18 protein-coding genes and 1 pseudogene are annotated in these 17,557 nt (G+C 66.0%); 14 read left to right on the top strand and 5 right to left on the bottom strand.

Annotated elements, in window-relative coordinates; all coding sequences use genetic code 11:
- Window positions 1-8 precede the first annotated feature (8 nt).
- The 4 genes from CFB41_RS11140 to ftsB all read left to right on the top strand — a co-directional run bounded on the left by CFB41_RS11140 (window position 9) and on the right by ftsB (window position 4,415).
- A complete protein-coding gene (locus tag CFB41_RS11140; protein ID WP_089431257.1) occupies window positions 9-1,661 on the top strand; it encodes a CTP synthase in 1,653 nt (550 codons plus the stop codon).
- 2 nt (window positions 1,662-1,663) lie between these two features.
- Window positions 1,664-2,518 (top strand): 3-deoxy-8-phosphooctulonate synthase, encoded by an 855-nt coding sequence (kdsA, locus tag CFB41_RS11135; protein WP_046546045.1) that lies wholly within the window; start codon window positions 1,664-1,666, stop codon window positions 2,516-2,518.
- Window positions 2,519-2,624: 106 nt separating this feature from the next.
- Window positions 2,625-3,908 carry a phosphopyruvate hydratase gene (gene eno / locus CFB41_RS11130; RefSeq protein WP_011352544.1) on the top strand — a complete coding sequence of 428 codons (1,284 nt, stop codon included), beginning with the start codon at window positions 2,625-2,627 and terminating at the stop codon, window positions 3,906-3,908.
- A gap of 81 nt (window positions 3,909-3,989) precedes the next feature.
- Entirely contained in the window at window positions 3,990-4,415 is a 426-nt protein-coding gene (gene ftsB, locus CFB41_RS11125; RefSeq protein WP_089440499.1) for a cell division protein FtsB, read from the top strand.
- A 90-nt stretch (window positions 4,416-4,505) separates the two neighbouring features.
- Here ftsB and CFB41_RS11120 read toward each other — a convergent pair whose 3' ends face one another.
- The 3 genes from CFB41_RS11120 to CFB41_RS11110 all read right to left on the bottom strand — a co-directional run bounded on the left by CFB41_RS11120 (window position 4,506) and on the right by CFB41_RS11110 (window position 6,499).
- Entirely contained in the window at window positions 4,506-4,865 is a 360-nt protein-coding gene (locus tag CFB41_RS11120; protein WP_089456468.1) for a hypothetical protein, read from the bottom strand.
- 133 nt (window positions 4,866-4,998) lie between these two features.
- Complete coding sequence (gene hslO / locus CFB41_RS11115; RefSeq protein ID WP_089440497.1) at window positions 4,999-5,949, bottom strand: Hsp33 family molecular chaperone HslO; 951 nt, start codon at window positions 5,947-5,949, stop codon at window positions 4,999-5,001.
- A gap of 25 nt (window positions 5,950-5,974) precedes the next feature.
- The gene (locus CFB41_RS11110; protein ID WP_089456467.1) at window positions 5,975-6,499 is read right to left on the bottom strand and encodes a gamma carbonic anhydrase family protein; all 525 of its coding nucleotides are present in this window, start codon (window positions 6,497-6,499) and stop codon (window positions 5,975-5,977) included.
- Between the two features lie 149 nt (window positions 6,500-6,648).
- Here CFB41_RS11110 and CFB41_RS11105 point away from each other — a divergent pair, with 149 nt between their 5' ends.
- The 10 genes from CFB41_RS11105 to CFB41_RS11060 all read left to right on the top strand — a co-directional run bounded on the left by CFB41_RS11105 (window position 6,649) and on the right by CFB41_RS11060 (window position 15,718).
- Window positions 6,649-7,506 carry a ferritin-like domain-containing protein gene (locus CFB41_RS11105; RefSeq protein ID WP_089456466.1) on the top strand — a complete coding sequence of 286 codons (858 nt, stop codon included), beginning with the start codon at window positions 6,649-6,651 and terminating at the stop codon, window positions 7,504-7,506.
- Window positions 7,507-7,684: 178 nt separating this feature from the next.
- A complete protein-coding gene (locus CFB41_RS11100) occupies window positions 7,685-8,575 on the top strand; it encodes an alpha/beta fold hydrolase (RefSeq protein WP_089456465.1) in 891 nt (296 codons plus the stop codon).
- 81 nt (window positions 8,576-8,656) lie between these two features.
- On the top strand, window positions 8,657-9,487 hold the full coding sequence (locus tag CFB41_RS11095) for a 3',5'-nucleoside bisphosphate phosphatase (protein WP_071334957.1): 831 nt from the start codon (window positions 8,657-8,659) through the stop codon (window positions 9,485-9,487).
- 72 nt (window positions 9,488-9,559) lie between these two features.
- Complete coding sequence (locus CFB41_RS11090) at window positions 9,560-10,192, top strand: L-threonylcarbamoyladenylate synthase (RefSeq protein WP_039364722.1); 633 nt, start codon at window positions 9,560-9,562, stop codon at window positions 10,190-10,192.
- A 49-nt stretch (window positions 10,193-10,241) separates the two neighbouring features.
- A complete protein-coding gene (locus CFB41_RS11085; RefSeq protein ID WP_089440493.1) occupies window positions 10,242-10,904 on the top strand; it encodes a site-2 protease family protein in 663 nt (220 codons plus the stop codon).
- Window positions 10,905-10,912: 8 nt separating this feature from the next.
- Complete coding sequence (locus CFB41_RS11080; RefSeq protein WP_011352534.1) at window positions 10,913-12,115, top strand: tryptophan--tRNA ligase; 1,203 nt, start codon at window positions 10,913-10,915, stop codon at window positions 12,113-12,115.
- 8 nt (window positions 12,116-12,123) lie between these two features.
- Window positions 12,124-12,726 carry a bifunctional 2-polyprenyl-6-hydroxyphenol methylase/3-demethylubiquinol 3-O-methyltransferase UbiG gene (locus CFB41_RS11075; RefSeq protein ID WP_089456464.1) on the top strand — a complete coding sequence of 201 codons (603 nt, stop codon included), beginning with the start codon at window positions 12,124-12,126 and terminating at the stop codon, window positions 12,724-12,726.
- 48 nt (window positions 12,727-12,774) lie between these two features.
- Complete coding sequence (gene dapA / locus CFB41_RS11070) at window positions 12,775-13,680, top strand: 4-hydroxy-tetrahydrodipicolinate synthase (RefSeq protein ID WP_011352532.1); 906 nt, start codon at window positions 12,775-12,777, stop codon at window positions 13,678-13,680.
- A gap of 111 nt (window positions 13,681-13,791) precedes the next feature.
- The gene (bamC, locus tag CFB41_RS11065) at window positions 13,792-14,937 is read left to right on the top strand and encodes an outer membrane protein assembly factor BamC (protein WP_089456463.1); all 1,146 of its coding nucleotides are present in this window, start codon (window positions 13,792-13,794) and stop codon (window positions 14,935-14,937) included.
- 4 nt (window positions 14,938-14,941) lie between these two features.
- On the top strand, window positions 14,942-15,718 hold the full coding sequence (locus CFB41_RS11060; RefSeq protein WP_089456462.1) for an MBL fold metallo-hydrolase: 777 nt from the start codon (window positions 14,942-14,944) through the stop codon (window positions 15,716-15,718).
- Between the two features lie 305 nt (window positions 15,719-16,023).
- On the opposite strand, the pseudogene CFB41_RS38885 reads toward CFB41_RS11060, so the two are convergent.
- Window positions 16,024-16,270, bottom strand: a pseudogene (locus tag CFB41_RS38885) (hypothetical protein).
- 56 nt (window positions 16,271-16,326) lie between these two features.
- Window positions 16,327-17,547 (bottom strand): cupin domain-containing protein, encoded by a 1,221-nt coding sequence (locus CFB41_RS11045; RefSeq protein WP_089440489.1) that lies wholly within the window; start codon window positions 17,545-17,547, stop codon window positions 16,327-16,329.
- Window positions 17,548-17,557 lie beyond the last annotated feature (10 nt).

The following is a 17,557-nucleotide window of genomic DNA, read 5'->3' as shown; positions in this document are numbered from 1 at the left end:
ATCCAGCGATGACCAAATATGTTTTCGTCACCGGCGGCGTAGTTTCTTCCCTTGGCAAGGGTATTGCCGCCGCTTCCCTCGCCGCGATCCTTGAATCGCGCGGTCTGAAAGTCACCCTCCTCAAACTCGATCCGTACATCAACGTCGACCCCGGCACGATGAGCCCGTTCCAGCACGGCGAAGTGTTCGTGACGGAAGACGGCGCGGAGACCGACCTCGACCTCGGCCACTACGAGCGCTTCATCAGCACGAAGATGCGCAAGGCCAACAACTTCACGACCGGCCAGATCTACGAATCGGTGATCCGCAAGGAACGCCGCGGCGACTATCTCGGCAAGACCGTGCAGGTCATCCCGCATATCACGAACGAAATCCAGGCGTTCATCGAGCGCGGGGCCGCGTCGGCCACCTGCGGTGAGCCGGATGTCGCGATCGTCGAGATCGGCGGCACGGTCGGCGACATCGAATCGCTGCCGTTCCTCGAAGCCGCGCGCCAGATGAGCCTGCGCCTCGGCCGCAACAGCGCGTGCTTCGTGCACCTGACGCTGGTGCCGTACGTCGCGACCGCCGGCGAACTGAAGACGAAACCGACCCAGCACAGCGTACAGAAGCTGCGCGAGATCGGCATCCTGCCGCACGTGCTGCTGTGCCGTGCGGACCGCCGCATTCCGGACGACGAATCGAAGAAGATCTCGATGTTCTCGAACGTGCCGGAAGACGCCGTGATCTCGGTGTGGGACGCCGACAGCATCTACAAGATTCCGCAGATGCTGCACGACCAGGGCCTCGACCGCATCATCTGCGAGGAACTGAAGCTGTCGCCGAAGGACGCGGATCTGACCATGTGGTCGGAGCTGGTCGAAAAGCTCGAGAACCCGAAGCACGAAGTGACGATCGGCATGGTCGGCAAGTATGTCGACCTGACCGAGTCGTACAAGTCACTGATCGAGGCGCTGCGCCACGCATCGCTGCACACGTCGACCAAGGTCAACATCGAATACATCGACTCGGAAGAGATCGAGACGAACGGTGTCGACAGCCTGAAGCATCTCGACGCCGTGCTGGTGCCGGGCGGTTTCGGCCGTCGCGGCACGGAAGGCAAGATCGCGGCGATCCGCTATGCGCGTGAAGCCAAGGTGCCGTATCTCGGCATCTGCCTCGGCATGCAGCTCGCGGTGATCGAGTTCGCGCGCGACGTCGTCGGCCTGAAGCAGGCGAACAGCACGGAATTCGAGCCGGACACGCCGGAACGCGTGGTCGCGCTGATCACCGAGTGGTACGACCGCGACGGCAAGGTCGAGACGCGTACCGAGGAATCCGATCTCGGCGGCACGATGCGCCTGGGTTCGCAGCGCTGCCCGATCAAGCCGGGCACGATGGCGGAAGAGATCTATGGCAAGGACGTGAACGAGCGCCATCGCCACCGTTATGAAGTCAATAACCGCTTCGTGCCCCAGCTCGAAGCCGGCGGCCTTATCATCAGCGCCCGTACCCCGAGCGAGGATCTGCCGGAAATGATGGAACTGCCGCGTTCGATGCACCCGTGGTTCGTCGGCGTCCAGTTCCACCCGGAATTCACGTCCACGCCGCGTGACGGTCACCCCCTCTTCAAGTCGTTCGTCGAAGCTGCGCTTGCCAACAAGCAAGCGCGCGGAGTGTAAGCATGAAGCTGTGCGATTTCGAGGTCGGTCTCGACAAGCCTTTCTTCCTGATCGCGGGTACCTGCGTCGTCGAATCGGAGCAAATGACGATCGACACGGCCGGCCGCCTGAAGGAGATCTGCGCGAAGCTGAACATTCCGTTCATCTACAAGTCGTCCTACGACAAGGCGAACCGCAGCTCGGGCAAGTCGTTCCGTGGCCTCGGAATGGACGAGGGCCTGCGGATCCTGTCCGAGGTGAAGCGTCAGCTCGGCCTGCCGGTGCTGACCGACGTGCATTCGATCGAAGAGATCGAGCAGGTCGCGTCGGTCGTCGACGTGCTGCAGACGCCGGCGTTCCTGTGCCGCCAGACCGATTTCATCCATGCGTGCGCGCGCTCGGGCAAGCCCGTCAACATCAAGAAGGGCCAGTTCCTTGCGCCGCACGACATGAAGAACGTGATCGACAAGGCGCGCGAAGCGGCCCGTGAAGCGGGGCTGTCGGAAGACCGCTTCATGGCATGCGAGCGCGGTGTCTCGTTCGGCTACAACAATCTGGTGTCGGACATGCGTTCGCTCGCGATCATGCGCGAGACGAGCGCCCCGGTCGTGTTCGACGCGACCCACTCGGTGCAGCTGCCGGGCGGGCAGGGCACGAGCTCGGGCGGCCAGCGCGAATTCGTGCCGGTGCTCGCGCGTGCGGCGGTCGCGACGGGCGTCGCGGGCCTGTTCATGGAGACGCACCCGAATCCGGCAGAAGCCAAGTCGGACGGCCCGAACGCCGTGCCGCTGAACCGGATGAGTGCGCTGCTGGAGACCCTCGTCACGCTCGACCAGGCGGTGAAGCGCAATCCGTTCCTGGAAAACGATTTCAATTAAAGATCGAATGAACCTTGCGACGGCTTCGCGCGTCAGTAGCGAAAGCGGTTCGGGCGCGCGCGCCGTCGCAGTTTGAAGAATCCATCGTCATTCTCAGAGGAAACCCATGAGTGCAATCGTAGATATCATCGGCCGCGAGATTCTGGATTCGCGCGGCAACCCCACCGTCGAATGCGACGTGCTGCTCGAATCGGGCACGATGGGCCGCGCGGCGGTGCCGTCGGGCGCGTCCACCGGCTCGCGTGAAGCGATCGAACTGCGCGACGGCGAAGCCGGCCGCTACAACGGCAAGGGCGTGCTGAAGGCAGTCGAGCATATCAACACCGAAATCTCCGAAGCCATCATGGGCCTCGACGCGTCGGAACAGGCGTTCCTCGACAAGACGCTGCTCGAGCTGGACGGCACCGACAACAAGTCGCGCCTCGGCGCGAACGCGATGCTGGCCGTGTCGATGGCCGTCGCGAAGGCAGCCGCCGAAGAGGCCGGCCTGCCGCTGTACCGCTACTTCGGCGGTTCGGGTGCGATGCAACTGCCGGTGCCGATGATGAACATCGTCAACGGCGGCGCGCACGCGAACAACAGCCTCGACATCCAGGAATTCATGATCGTCCCGGTGAGCCAGCCGACGTTCCGTGAAGCCCTGCGTTGCGGCGCGGAAGTGTTCCACGCACTGAAGAAGATCCTGAGCGACCGCGGCATGAGCACGGCAGTCGGCGACGAAGGCGGCTTCGCGCCGAACTTCGGCAGCAACGACGAGTGCCTGTCGACGATCCTGCAGGCGATCGAGAAGGCCGGCTACCGTGCCGGTGAAGACGTGCTGCTCGCGCTCGACTGCGCGGCATCCGAGTTCTACCACGACGGCAAGTACCAGCTCGCGGGCGAAGGCCTGCAACTGTCGTCGGCCGAATTCACCGACTACCTCGCGACGCTCGCCGACAAGTTCCCGATCGTATCGATCGAGGACGGCATGCACGAAAGCGACTGGGAAGGCTGGAAGCTGCTGACCGATCGCCTCGGCAAGAAGGTGCAGCTGGTCGGCGACGACCTGTTCGTCACGAACACGCGCATCCTGAAGGAAGGCATCGAGAAGGGCATCGCGAACTCGATCCTCATCAAGATCAACCAGATCGGTACGCTGACCGAAACGTTCGCGGCAATCGAAATGGCGAAGCGCGCCGGCTACACGGCCGTGATCTCGCACCGCTCGGGCGAAACGGAAGATTCGACGATCGCGGACATCGCGGTCGGCCTGAACGCCGGTCAGATCAAGACGGGTTCGCTGTCGCGCAGCGACCGTATCTCGAAGTACAACCAGCTGCTGCGCATCGAGGAAGATCTCGGCGACATCGCAAGCTACCCGGGTAAATCGGCTTTCTATAACCTGCGCTAACGCGCTACTATCGGGTTCGTCATATCGACGCCGCTCTGTGCATGTGCGCGGAGCGGCGCTTCTTATATCTGCGGTTCTTACATGCGGCTTGTCACTGTCGTCCTGATTGCCTTGCTGGCGCTCATTCAGTACCCCCTATGGTGGGGACACGGCGGCTGGCTGCGGGTGCATGAATTGCGTCAGCAGCTCGACGACCAGCTCCAGAAGAACGCGGACGAGAAGCTGCGCAACGAGCGCACCGCAGGCGAAGTACAGGATCTGCAGGGCGGCACCGCGGCCATCGAGGAGCGCGCGCGCTACGAGATGGGCATGGTGAAGGACGGTGAGGTATTCGTGCAGTTCGTGTCGCCGAATGCGCCTGCCGCACCGCTGAACAACACGCCGTCGAATACGTCGACGCGCGGCGCCGTATCCGCGGCGCCAGTGCGTGTCGTGCCGAATCCGCAGTCGATCGCGAAGCCGTCGCGGCATCATGGCGGCGACAAGGGCAAGGCCGCGCATCACTGATGCACGATTGCTCGAACCCATTGAAAAAGCGCGGGAAATGCCGCGCTTTTTTATTTCCTGCCGGTAGTCAATCGGCTGAGCGCTGCACGCTCACCACCACCATCCCGGGTAGCCGTAGCTGATGCCCGAGCCCCAGCGATTGCCCCATCCACCGTAATACCCGCCGTAGACCGTCACCGGCGGCGGCGAGTAATAGGCCCATGCGCGCGCGGCGGCCTCGGCGGCGATCGCGCTGTTCTGTTCGCGCAGCACCTGCTGGTCGATCTCGTCGTAGCGCTTGCGTTCGGCGCTCGAGAGCGCGGGCGGCTGGCCGCCCGATGCACCGGGTTCGGGCAGGCGGCTCAGGATCGTGGAAGTCGGCGGCGGCATTGCACAGCCGGCCAGTGCGAGCGTGCCGGCGGCAACGCTCGTCAGGACGATGGTGCGGAACGGACGATGAAGCGGGCTCATGTGTTTCTCCTGCAGCGCGCCGACGACGGGAAGCGGCTTGCGCCGAAGTGCGTGACTTCGGCGCCGGAGCCTTGCGTGCGACGCTCGTGCGTCATTATGCGCCCGCGCCGGACGGCGGGCATCGGGCCACTGATCAGTGACGCTGCTCGGTCGCGGGCGCGATACCCGTCTCGACGCCGGGTGCCGCGAACAGCTGCGCGACGTCGACCGGATCGAATTCATAGCGCTGGTTGCAGAACTCGCAATGAATCTCGACATGGCCGCGCTCGACGATCACGCTGTCGACTTCCTCACGGCCGAGCATGCGCAGCATCGCGCCGACCTTCTCGCGCGAGCACGAGCACTGGAAACGCGTGCCGGCCGGTTCGAAGTGCTGCACGTTTTCCTGCCAGAACAGCCGGCGGAACACGACTTCCGGTTCGACCTCGAGCAGTTCCTGGGCGGACAGCGTGCCGCCGAGCGTGCAGACGCGCTCCCACGTATCGGTATCGGTTTCGGCGTTACGCGGCACGATGCCGCCGTCGCCCGGCAGCTTCTGCAGCAGCATGCCGACCGCACGGTCGCGATCGGCCGCGAGCCACATCCGCGTGTCGAGCTGCTCCGAGTGATGCATGTAATGCTCGAGCACCTGCGAGACGGATTCAAGCGGGCCGTCGACGCCGTTCAGCGGCACGATACCCTGGTACGGCTGCTGGCCCGGCAGCTTGTCGGCCGGGTCGAGCGTGATCACGCAGCGGCCGTGGCCGCTCGCGTTGACGAGCGACGCGAAGCGCGTGTCGTCGCCGATCGTCTGGGCGGAGTCGCCGGCGAACTTCGCGGTGGCCCGCATCGACAGATCCGAACCGCACTGGACGACCAGCATCTGGACCGGCCCGTCGCCGAAGATCTGCATGATCAGGGTGCCGTTGAATTTCAGGTTCGCGGACAGCAGCGCGCACGCGGCCATCATCTCGCCGAGGATCGTGCGCACCGGGGCAGGGTAGTCGCGGCGGGCGAGCACTTCCTGCCACGTATTGCGCAGCGAAACGATCTCGCCGCGCACGGGCGCCGCATTGAACATGAATTTCTGTAACTGGTCGCTCACTCTTCTTCCTTGAAATCCGTGCGAATCACCCGATCCGCACGAGTTGCTCCTTGAAATGCGCACGCCGCTCGACGTACGTCTTCGCGTTCGTGCGCAGCCGCGCAATGTCTTCCGCCGACAGTTCGCGCACGACTTTCGCCGGTGCGCCGAGAATCAGCGAGTTGTCCGGGAACGTCTTGCCTTCCGTCACGACCGCGCCGGCACCAACCAGACAGTTGCGGCCGATTACCGCTCCATTCAAGACCACCGCCTGGATACCGACCAGTGAACCCTCGCCGATCGCGCAGCCGTGCAGCATGGCCTGGTGCCCGATCGTCACGTTTTCGGCAATCGTCAGCGGAAAGCCGGGGTCCGTGTGCAGGACCGCGCCTTCCTGGACGTTGCTGCCAGCGCCGACGGTGATCGTCTCGTTGTCGCCGCGAATCGTCGCGCCGAACCAGACGCTCGCGTTCTCCTCGAGCACGACCTTGCCGATGATGGCCGCCGTATCGGCGACGAATACGCTTTCGTGGATCGTCGGGGCCGTATCGCCCAGCTTGTAGATCGTCACGGAGTCTCCTTGTCTCTTCGATGATGGGCGCCGGTAGAATGGCGCGTCTGGTTTGCCCGGCGCATGCGCATTGCGCCTCGGAACAATCGCCTATTGTAAACCGTCGCGTGCGTGTGCTCCCGCGATGCGCACGCAGGGTGTCCCCGTTTATGAGCATGGAGTCTTCTTCTTTCGGCAATGCGTCTGCCTGCGTGCGCCGCGCCGCGCTTGCCGCGCTGCGTGACGCCGAACCCGCGGCCAAGGCCGCCCAGGTGCGTGCGCTCCACGATGCGCTGCGGGCCGGGCAGGCGGCGATCGCGCCGTCGCTCGAATTGCCCGAGCCGGCCGATCTGCCGGGCCGGCCGGCGCGCCCGCCGCTCGTCGAGCCGCGCCAGCTCGAGCGACGCAGCATGCGTTCGCCCGAAGGGCGCGCCGTGCTGCTGCACGCGCTTGCCCATATCGAGTTCAATGCGATCAACCTGGCGCTCGATGCGGTCTGGCGCTTCGCGGGCCTGCCGGCCCCGTTCTATGCGGACTGGCTGAAGGTGGCGGCCGAGGAGGCCTATCACTTCACGCTGCTGTCCGAGCGCCTGGCGGCGTTCGGGCATGCGTACGGCGATTTTCCCGCGCACAACGGCCTGTGGGAGATGTGCGAGCGGACCAAGGGCGACGTGCTGGCGCGCATGGCGCTCGTGCCGCGCACGCTCGAGGCCCGCGGGCTCGACGCATCGCCGCCGATCCGCGCGCGGCTCCTGCAGGCGGGCGACGATGCGTCGGCTGCGATCCTCGATGTGATCCTGCGCGACGAAATCGGCCATGTCGCGATCGGCAACCGCTGGTTCCGGCATCTGTGCGACGAAGCCGTCCGTGATCCCGTGCCCACCTACCGGCAGCTCGCCGAGCAATACCATGCGCCGCGGCTGCGGGGCCCGTTCAATTTCGATGCGCGCCGCGATGCCGGATTCGAGCAGGCCGAACTCGACGAACTGGCTGCGCAGGACGTGGCGGAGGGCGGCGCACCGCGCTAGCGGGCTCGCGTTCGGCCGCGCTTCGACGAGCCGCCTGCAGTCCCGGGTGCCAGGACATGGCGCTTCCCCGCGGCCCCTGGCGTACGCGCACCGCTAGAGCGGCACCTCGATTGCCGGACGCCGGAAAGAGGGCGTCGCCGCTATAATCGAACGATCATTCTTTTTTCTGGCGGCTGCAATGAGTGCCTCGAGTTCTGTTTCCGATTTCGTCACGGTGCGCGGCGTCCAGCTGCATGTCCGGCGCTGGGGCCGGCCCGATGCGCCGACGCTGTTCATGCTGCATGGCTGGATGGACGTCTCGGCATCGTTCCAGTTCGTCGTCGACGCGCTCGCGGGCGACTGGCAGGTGATCGCGCCCGATGCGCGCGGTTTCGGGCTGTCCGACTGGCCGGTCGCGCGCCAGGGCGGCGGGCACTACTGGTTCCACGAGTACCTGAGCGACCTCGATGCACTCGTCGACCACTATGCGCCGACCGGCGAAGTCAACCTGGTCGGGCACAGCATGGGCGCGAACGTCGTGTGCCTGTATGCCGGCGCGCGGCCGGAGCGCGTGCGGCGCGTGGTCGATCTCGAGGGTTTCGGGCTGGCGCCCGCGCGGGCCGAGCAGGCGCCGCGCCGGTTGCGCGGCTGGCTGGACGAGTTGCGTGAGCCGCCCGTGCTGCGCCCTTATGCGTCGCTCGACGACGTGGCGGCGCGCCTGATCAAGACCAATCCGCGGCTCGACCCGCGCCGTGCGGCGTTCCTCGCCGCACACTGGTCGAAGCGTGGCGACGACGGCCAGTACCACCTGCTGGCCGACCCCGCGCACAAGATGCCGGGCCCGCAGCTGTACCGGCTCGACGAAGTGATGGCCACCTGGGCGCACGTGCGCGCGAAGGTGCTGCACGTCGAAGCCGTCAATTCGCCGACGCTCGCCCACATCGCGGGCGACATCCCGCTGCCGGAGTTCAAGGCGCGCTTCAACGCGTTCCCCGACTGGCGCGAGAAGCTCGTGGAGGATGCCGGCCACATGGTGCATCACGACCAGCCCGAGCAGATCGCGGCGCTGATCGAGGCGTTCTGCGCGTAAGCGCGCGGCGGCAGCGGCGGGGCACGCGGGCGGCGTCTTGCCGCGTTGCAGTAGAATGAAGCCTTACCTGCCATGCCGACAATGAACGCCGATCTCCACTGCCATTCGAATGTTTCCGACGGGTTGCTGCCGCCTGCCGACGTCGCGCGCCGCGCTCATGCCGGCGGCGTGACCCTGTGGGCGCTGACCGACCACGACGAGATCGGCGGCCAGGCAGCGGCGCGCAGCGAAGCGGAAGCGCTCGGCATGCGCTACCTGAGCGGCGTCGAGATTTCGGTCACGTGGGCGTCGCGCACCGTGCACATCGTCGGCCTGAATGTCGATCCCGCGAACCAGGTGCTGGTCGACGGCCTGTACCGCACGCGGCACGGCCGCGCGGCGCGCGCGGTGGCGATCGGCGAGCAGCTCGCCACGCTCGGCATTCCCGGTGCGTACGAAGGTGCGTTGAAGTACGTGTCGAATCCCGACCTGATCTCGCGCACGCACTTCGCCCGCTTCCTCGTTGAAAACGGTCATGCCACGTCGACATCCGATGTGTTCGATCGGCTGCTCGGCGACGACAAGCCCGGGTTCGTCCCGCACCGCTGGGCGACGCTGCCCGACGCCGTCGCGTGGATTCGGGCGGCGGGTGGCGAAGCCATCGTCGCGCATCCGGGCCGCTATCGCTACACGCCCGTCGAATTCGACGCGTTCTTCGGCGAGTTCATCGATCTGGGCGGCCGCGCGATCGAGGTCGTCACGGGCAGCCACACCCCCGACCAGTACCGCGAATACGCGGACGTCGCACGCCGCTTCGGCTTCGAAGCGTCGCGCGGCTCGGATTTCCATGCGCCAGGCGAGGGCCGTGTCGAGCTCGGCAGCCTGCCGCCGTTGCCGCCCGACCTGACCCCGGTCTGGGAACGCTGGCTCTGACACCGGGCGGCGGCCTGCCACCTGCGTTGCTGTTGGCCGCGCGCATCCGACTTTTCCCCCTTTACGACCCCCATGTCCCAGTTCTTCAGGATTCACCCGGATAATCCGCAGCCGCGCCTGATCAAGCAGGCCGTGGAAATCGTCAGCAAGGGCGGCGTGATCGCGATGCCGACCGATTCGAGCTATGCGCTCGCGTGCCATCTCGACGACAAGGACGCGGTCGAGCGCGTGCGCCGGATTCGCGGCCTCGACGAGAAGCAGCACCTGTCGCTGCTCGTGCGCGACCTGTCGGAGCTCGCCAACTTCGCGATGGTCGACAACCGCCAGTACCGGCAGATCAAGTCGGTGACGCCGGGCCCGTACGTCTTCATCCTGCAGGCGACGAAGGAAGTGCCGCGCCGGCTGTCGCACCCGTCGCGCAAGACGATCGGGCTGCGCGTGCCCGATCACGCGATCACGCTCGCGTTGCTCGAATCGCTCGGCCAGCCGCTGCTCGGCACGACGCTGATCCTGCCGCCGGACGACGAGCCGCTCAACGATCCCGAAGAAATCCGCGAGCGGCTCGAGAAGCAGGTCGACCTCGTGATCGACGGTGGCGCGTGCCCGCGCGAGCCGTCGACGGTGATCGACCTGACCGGCGACGAGCCCGAGCTCGTGCGCGCGGGGCGCGGCGCGCTCGAACCGTTCGGACTCTCGGCCGCGTAAGCGCGCCGTTCCATTTTTTGCGCGAGTGCGCTTGTTACAATAACGCGATATGGATGCTTCCCTGATACAGACCATCGCCGTCTACGCGCTGCCCGTGATCTTCGCGATCACGCTGCACGAGGCCGCGCATGGCTACGCCGCCCGCCTGCTCGGCGACAACACCGCCTACATGATGGGGCGCGTGTCGTTCAACCCGATGCGTCACATCGATCCGCTCGGCACGATCGCGATCCCGCTCGCGATGTATTTCCTGACGGGCGGCGCGTTCCTGTTCGGCTATGCGAAGCCGGTGCCGGTGTCGTTCGGCAACCTGCGCGATCCGCGCTGGGGCAGCCTGTGGGTATCGCTCGCGGGCCCCGCCTGCAACTTCGTGCAGGCGCTGATCTGGGGCGTGCTGACCCTCGTGCTGCCCGCCGTCGGCATCGACGAGCCGTTCTTCACGCGGATGGCGTTTGCCGGCGTCAGCGCGAACCTCGTGCTCGGCGTGCTGAACCTGTTTCCGCTGCCGCCGCTCGACGGCGGCCGCATCCTGGCGGCGCTGCTGCCGACGAAACAATCGATCGCGCTGTCGCGCATCGAGCCGTACGGTTTCATCATCGTCCTCGCGCTGGTCGCGACGGGCGTGCTGACGAATTTCTGGCTGCGCCCGCTCGTCAACGTCGGCTACGCCGTCCTGAGCGCCATCCTGTCCCCATTCGCCTCGCTTCTCTAACGACAATCATGTTCCCTGAACGTATTTTCTCCGGCATGCGACCCACCGGGTCGCTGCACCTCGGTCACTACCACGGCGTGCTGAAAAACTGGGTGAAGCTGCAGTCCGAGTACCCGTGCTTCTTCTGCGTCGTCGACTGGCATGCGCTGACGACGCACTACGAGACTCCCGAGGTCATCGAGAAGAACGTGTGGGACGTGCTGATCGACTGGCTCGCATCCGGCATCGATCCGGCGCAGGCCACGCTGTTCATCCAGAGCAAGGTGCCGGAGCACGCCGAACTCGCGCTGCTGCTCGGCATGAGCACGCCGCTCGGCTGGCTCGAGCGCGTGCCGACCTACAAGGAGCAGATGGAGAAGCTGAAGGACAAGGATCTGTCGACCTACGGCTTCCTCGGTTATCCGGTGCTGATGGCGGCCGACATCCTGCTGTATCGCGGCTCGCTCGTGCCGGTCGGTGAAGACCAGGTGCCGCACGTCGAGATGACGCGCGAGATCGCGCGCCGCTTCAACTACCTGTACGGCCGCGAGCCGGGTTTCGAGGAGAAGGCGCTCGATGCCGCGAAGAAGCTCGGCGGCAAGCGCGCGAAGCTCTATCACGAGCTGCGCAACGCGTATCAGCAGGAGGGCGACGACGAGGCGCTCGAACAGGCGCGCGCGATGCTGCAGGAATCGCAGAGCCTGTCGATGAGCGACCGCGAGCGCCTGTTCGGCTATCTCGAAGGCGCGCGCAAGATCATCCTGGTCGAGCCGCAGGCGCTGCTCACCGAAGCATCGCGGATGCCGGGCCTCGACGGGCAGAAGATGTCCAAGTCGTACGGCAACACGATCGGCCTGCGTGAAGACGCCGAGACGATCACGAAGAAGGTCCGCACGATGCCGACCGACCCCGCGCGCGTGCGCCGCACCGATCCGGGCGATCCCGACAAGTGCCCGGTGTGGCAGCTGCACCAGGTCTATACCGACGAAGCGACGCACGACTGGGTGCAGAAGGGCTGCCGCTCGGCGGGCATCGGCTGCCTCGACTGCAAGCAGCCGGTCGTCGAAGGCATCCTGCGCGAACAGCAGCCGATGCTCGAGCGCGCGCAGAAGTACATGGACGACCCGTCGCTGCTGCGCGCGATCGTCGCGGACGGTTGCGACAAGGCGCGCAAGTACGCGACGGAAACGATGCGCGACGTGCGTGACGCGATGGGCCTGTCGTACAACTGATCGACTGCATGAGCGCATCCGTCATCGCCGCCGCGGGCGGCCACGTCGCCCAGGCCGAGCCGTCGCGCTGGGTCGCGCAATGGTCGCGGCTCGTGTCGCCGGGCGGCGCTGTGCTGGATGTGGCCGCGGGCGGCGGCCGCCATGCGTGCTGGTTCGCGTCGCACGGCCATCCGGTCGTCGCACTCGACCGCGACCCGGCCGCACTGGCCGCATTGCGTTCGAATCCGGGCGTCGATGCCCGTGACGCCGATCTCGAAGGCGCGCCGTGGCCGTTGCCGGCCGACGAGCAGTTTGCGGCGGTGGTGGTCACGAATTATCTGCACCGTCCGCTCTGGCCCCATCTGCTCGATGCGGTGGCGCCGGGCGGCGTGCTGATCTACGAAACCTTCGCGCAAGGAAACGAAACGGTCGGGAAACCGTCCAACCCCGCGTTCCTGCTCGCCCCGGGCGAGCTGCTGGACGCCGTGCGCGGCCGCCTGCGGGTGGTCGCGTACGAGGACGGGTTCGTCGCCGCGCCGCGCGAGGCATTCGTCCAGCGTCTCTGCGCAGTGCGCGAGGGCGCGACCCCGAAGGCGGGGGCGGGAATTCCACGTTACGAACTGCCCGGCTAATCCGCTACAATCTCAATGTTTACCGGTACATAATCTCATTCGCGTTTCATGGCTAACGGCACCCAAGACGGCATTCAAATCCGCGGCAGCATCCCCGCGATCGTCACCCCGATGCTCGAAGACGGCAGTCTCGACCTGCCGGCGTTTCGCAAACTGATCGACTGGCACATCGCGGAAGGCACCGATGCGCTGGTCGTGGTCGGTACGAGCGGCGAGTCGGCAACGCTCAACGTCGAAGAGCACATCCTGATGATCCGCACGGCGGTCGAGCATGCGGCGAAACGCATCCCGATCATCGCGGGCGCGGGCGGCAACTCGACCGCCGAGGCGATCGAGCTGACGAAGCACGCGAAGGCTGTCGGCGCGGACGCGACGCTGCAGGTCGTGCCGTACTACAACAAGCCGACGCAGGAAGGCATGTACCGGCACTTCAAGACGATCGCCGAAGCGGTCGACCTGCCGGTGATCCTGTACAACGTGCCGGGCCGCACGGTCGCCGACATGGCGAACGAGACGACGCTGCGCCTCGCGGAAGTCCCGGGCATCATCGGCGTGAAGGAAGCGACCGGCAACATCGATCGCGCCGCGCACCTGATCAAGGCCGCCCCGAAGCATTTCGCGATCTACAGCGGCGATGATCCGACCGCGATCGCGCTGATGCTGCTCGGCGGCCACGGCAACATCTCGGTCACGGCGAACGTCGCACCGCGCGCGATGAGCGACCTGTGCCGCGCGGCGCTGGCCGGTGACGTACAGACGGCTCGCGCGCTGCACATGAAGCTGCTGTCGCTGCACAAGAACCTGTTCATCGAGGCGAACCCGATTCCGGTGAAGTGGGCGCTGCAGGCGATGGGCAAGATGCAGGGCGGCATCCGCTTGCCGCTCACGGCGCTCGACGAGCGCTGCCACGAAGCCGTGCGTTCGGCCCTCGTCGAGGCCGGCGTCCTCGCCTGATGCCGAGGCGGCCGCGTCCTGCGGCCGCCGGCTCGAACCCTGATCAACCCGCACCGGCCGGCTCCGTCCGGCGCCGCTCCTGACGAGCGTTCTAGCAAGACGAAGGATTTCATGAAACGTTTCGCCTTTTCCTCTCGCGCCATCCAGATGTCGGTGGTGGCGCTGGCGCTGGGCGCGCTCGCCGGCTGCGATACGCTGAACGACTACCTGGCCCCTGACCGGGTCAACTACAAGAACACCGGTTCGGCGCCGCCGCTCGCGGTGCCGAGCGACCTGAAGCCGGTGCCGACGACGCAGCAGTTCGTCGCGCCGCCGAGCAACGCCGGCCTCGGCACGCTGCCGCCGCGGGTCACGACGCAGGCGGGCAACGCGACCGACGGCATCCCGAGCGCGCAGGATCCGCTCGGCATGCACATCGAGCGCGACGGCGACCGCCGCTGGCTCGTCGTCGATGGCCGTACGCCCGAGCAGCTGTGGCCGATCCTGAAGGAGTTCTGGCAGGAGAACGGCTTCTCGCTGAAGACCGATGCGCCGTCGACGGGCATCATGGCCACCGACTGGGCTGAAAACCGCGCGAACATCCCCGACGACTGGTTCCGCCGTACGATCGGCAAGGTCATCGATTTCGCGTACTCGTCCGGCACGCGCGACCGCTTCCGTACGCTCGTGAACCGCACGTCGGACGGCAACACCGATATCTCGATCACGCACAGTGCGATGGAAGAAATGATGGTCGGCCCGCAGGGCGGCACGTCGTCGCGCTGGGAAGAGCGTCCGCGCAACCCGGTGCTCGAAGCCGTATTCCTGTCGAAGCTGATGCAGAAGTTCGGCCTGACCGATGCGCAGGCGAAGCAGCTGCTGACCGATGCCCGCCCTGCGACGGCGCCGGCGCAAGTCAGCGACACGAGCAGCGGCGGGGCGACGCTGCAACTGGCCGAGTCGTTCGACCGCGCATGGCTACGCGTGGGCCTGGCGCTCGACCGCACCAACTTCGCGGTCGACAATCGTGATCGCGAGAAGGGCGTGTACACCGTGCGCTATGCGAACACGATGGAAGAGCTCAAGCGCGACGGCCTGTTCGGCAAGCTGTTCTATGGCGGTCCGTCGGCCGCGAAGCCGGGCAAGGAGTACCTCGTCAACGTGCGTGCACAGGGCAACGGCAGCACGCAGGTTGCGGTGGTCGGCGCGAACGGCCAGGTCGACAACTCGTCGGACGCACAGCGGATCATTTCGCTGCTCCACGCGCAGCTGAACTAAGCGCGTGCGATTCTCCAGCCTCGGAAGCGGCAGCGAAGGCAACGCGCTGGTCGTCGAGGCCTCGAGCGGCACGACGACCACCCGCGTGCTGCTCGACTGCGGCTTTTCCGCCAAGGAGGTCGAGCGCCGGCTCGGCCGACTGAATCTCTGCATCGGCGATCTCGATGCGATCCTCATTACCCACGAACACAGCGACCACGTTGGCAGCGCTTTGACGCTCGCCCGCCGCGGATCGCTGCCGCTCTACATGAGCTGGGGCACCGCGCGCGCGGTTGGCGCGGACGAGGCCGATGTCGATCTCCACGTGCTGTGGGGCGACGAGACGGCCGCGATCCGCGATCTGGCCGTGATGCCCTATACCGTCCCTCACGACGCGCGTGAGCCGCTCCAGTTCGTCTTTATGGACGGCGCCAGCCGGCTCGGCGTGCTGACCGACGTCGGAATGGCCACGCCGCACATCACGGCCGTCCTGAGCGGCTGTGACGCGCTGGTGCTCGAATCCAACCACGATACCGCGATGCTGGCCTCAAGCCGCTATCCGCAGTCGCTGAAGGCACGTATCGGCGGCAACCACGGCCACCTGAGCAATGACGCCGCAGCGGATATTCTCGCGTCGCTGGAGCGCAGCCGCCTCAAGCACCTGGTCGCGGCGCACCTGAGCCAGCAGAACAACCTGCCGGAACTGGTCCGCCACGCGTTTGGCGGTGTACTGGGGACGAGCGGGGATGACGTCGTCGTGGCCACGCAGGACGCGGGCTTCGACTGGCTGGCGCTCGGATGAGCGGGGCGGCGCTGCTGCGGCGGCCCGTGCGACTGCCGTGCGATAGACACTGAAGCGACAGACGTAAAAAAACCGGCCCTCGGGCCGGTTTTTTTTCAGCTGACGCTGAGGCTTACTGGCTTGCGCCCGAAGCCGGAGCAGCCGTCGCTGCCGAAGCAGCCGACGCCACTGCAGCAGCAGCGTCGCTCGCAGCAGCCGTTGCCGACGAAGCAGCAGCCGAAGCGTCGCTCGCAGCACCAGCAACTGCCGAAGCAGCCGACGAAGCAGCAGCAGCCGCGTCGCTTGCAGCCGACGAAGCAGCTTGATCAGCGCTCTTGTTGCAAGCAGCCAGTGCAACAGCAGCCAACAGGGAAGCTACGAGGAGGGATTTCTTCATGATCACGTCCTTTTATGGTTAAAGGTAAGCAACAGCGCGAAACAATACCGGTAATGTGCTCCAACACCGACCTGGGCCGCTGGTGGAGATGCACTTCTTAGAGCGTGAATCTTCCCTACGGCTTGGGCGGAAATTATATGCACTTTCCTATCGACCGTCGACAAATGCGGGGTCAATACGTTGTCTTTCCCATACAGAATTTGATCCGTACGGGCATACGGGGCGACTCACACTAAATCCGGTTTCCGACCCGTATCCAGCCCGCACGATACCACTCGTGCAACAAGGCTGTCATCGAGGGAACCCGGGATAGTGTTACAAACCGTTTCGCCTCCATCTGGCGTTGATTGGCCAGTTCGGGCAGCCATTCGCCGGCTTGCTCGAGCGGTCCTTCTTCACCATTAATGAAGTACGAGCGCGCGTTATACATCAATGCGGCCCTTCTGTCGAGACACACGCCACGGCGTGACGCTTGCGTGACGAACGCGGCCTCGGACAGCGGGCGCGCGGGCGGGTCGAAAACGACGTTCGGCTTGGGCTCGCTCAGGTAGCAGCCGAGGAATTCGGCGACGTCCCGCTTGCGCCAGCGGATCGCGTCCACGATCTCGGCCACGCGCTCGACCATCGCCGGAGGCAGCTGGGCGGGCGTGTCGACGGCCGGCTGCTTCGGATCGCGGTAAAGATCGTCGCCGCCACCGTCGCGCAGGCCGCCACGCTCCGCGAGATAGTACAGGAACTGGGCGCCCAGCTCGCCAGCGGACGGGGCCCGGAAGCCGATCGAGCAGGTCATGCATTCGCCTTCGGCGACGCCATCGTGCGCGATGTGCGGCGGCAGGTAGAGCATGTCGCCGGGTTCCAGCACCCATTCGTCGCTCGGCTCGAAATTTTCGAGGATCTTCAGCGGCACGTCCGGTTGCAGCGACAGATCCTTCTGCGCACCGACACGCCAGCGGCGCCGGCCTTCGACCTGCAGCAGGAATACGTCATACGAATCGAAGTGGGGACCGACGCCGCCGCCATCCGTCGCATAGGAGATCATCAGGTCGTCCAGGCGCGCGTCGGGGATGAAGCGGAAGCGGTCGAGCAGTGCGCGCGCGGCATCGACGTGCAGGTCGAGACCCTGCACGAGCAGGGTCCAGGCCTTGCGCGTGACGGCCGGCAGCGAGCCGGGCTCGAACGGGCCGTGCTCAAGTTGCCACTTGTTACGAAAATGGGTGATCAGTCGCGATTCCGCGTCATAGTCTGCTGCGAGCTCGAACAGCGCGTCGCGCGAGACCGGCGACGCGACGCCGGGGATCGCCTGGCGGATCAGGAGCGGCTTCTTCTGCCAGTAGCCGCGCATGAATTGCGCCGGCGTAAGACCGCCGAGCAGCGGTGTGGGAAGATCGGAAGGCGGCGCGCCGAGCGGGGCGGCAGCGGCATCCCGCGGTTCGGCTTGAGACCGGTTGCGCATCGTATAATGA

The sequence above is a fragment of the Burkholderia sp. AU33803 genome (genome assembly GCF_002223095.1).
GTDB lineage: Bacteria > Pseudomonadota > Gammaproteobacteria > Burkholderiales > Burkholderiaceae > Burkholderia.
This window is presented reverse-complemented; position numbering and strand designations above follow the sequence as displayed.

Excerpts from the sequence above, each read along its gene's own strand:
- CFB41_RS11140 (WP_089431257.1), top strand. The coding sequence starts at position 9 with ATGACCAAATATGTTTTCGTCACCGGCGGCGTAGTTTCTTCCCTTGGC.
- kdsA (WP_046546045.1), top strand. The coding sequence starts at position 1,664 with ATGAAGCTGTGCGATTTCGAGGTCGGTCTCGACAAGCCTTTCTTCCTG.
- eno (WP_011352544.1), top strand. The coding sequence starts at position 2,625 with ATGAGTGCAATCGTAGATATCATCGGCCGCGAGATTCTGGATTCGCGC.
- ftsB (WP_089440499.1), top strand. The coding sequence starts at position 3,990 with ATGCGGCTTGTCACTGTCGTCCTGATTGCCTTGCTGGCGCTCATTCAG.
- CFB41_RS11120 (WP_089456468.1), bottom strand. The coding sequence starts at position 4,865 with ATGAGCCCGCTTCATCGTCCGTTCCGCACCATCGTCCTGACGAGCGTT.
- CFB41_RS11105 (WP_089456466.1), top strand. The coding sequence starts at position 6,649 with ATGAGCATGGAGTCTTCTTCTTTCGGCAATGCGTCTGCCTGCGTGCGC.
- CFB41_RS11100 (WP_089456465.1), top strand. The coding sequence starts at position 7,685 with ATGAGTGCCTCGAGTTCTGTTTCCGATTTCGTCACGGTGCGCGGCGTC.
- CFB41_RS11095 (WP_071334957.1), top strand. The coding sequence starts at position 8,657 with ATGAACGCCGATCTCCACTGCCATTCGAATGTTTCCGACGGGTTGCTG.
- CFB41_RS11090 (WP_039364722.1), top strand. The coding sequence starts at position 9,560 with ATGTCCCAGTTCTTCAGGATTCACCCGGATAATCCGCAGCCGCGCCTG.
- CFB41_RS11085 (WP_089440493.1), top strand. The coding sequence starts at position 10,242 with ATGGATGCTTCCCTGATACAGACCATCGCCGTCTACGCGCTGCCCGTG.
- CFB41_RS11080 (WP_011352534.1), top strand. The coding sequence starts at position 10,913 with ATGTTCCCTGAACGTATTTTCTCCGGCATGCGACCCACCGGGTCGCTG.
- CFB41_RS11075 (WP_089456464.1), top strand. The coding sequence starts at position 12,124 with ATGAGCGCATCCGTCATCGCCGCCGCGGGCGGCCACGTCGCCCAGGCC.
- dapA (WP_011352532.1), top strand. The coding sequence starts at position 12,775 with ATGGCTAACGGCACCCAAGACGGCATTCAAATCCGCGGCAGCATCCCC.
- bamC (WP_089456463.1), top strand. The coding sequence starts at position 13,792 with ATGAAACGTTTCGCCTTTTCCTCTCGCGCCATCCAGATGTCGGTGGTG.
- CFB41_RS11045 (WP_089440489.1), bottom strand. The coding sequence starts at position 17,547 with ATGCGCAACCGGTCTCAAGCCGAACCGCGGGATGCCGCTGCCGCCCCG.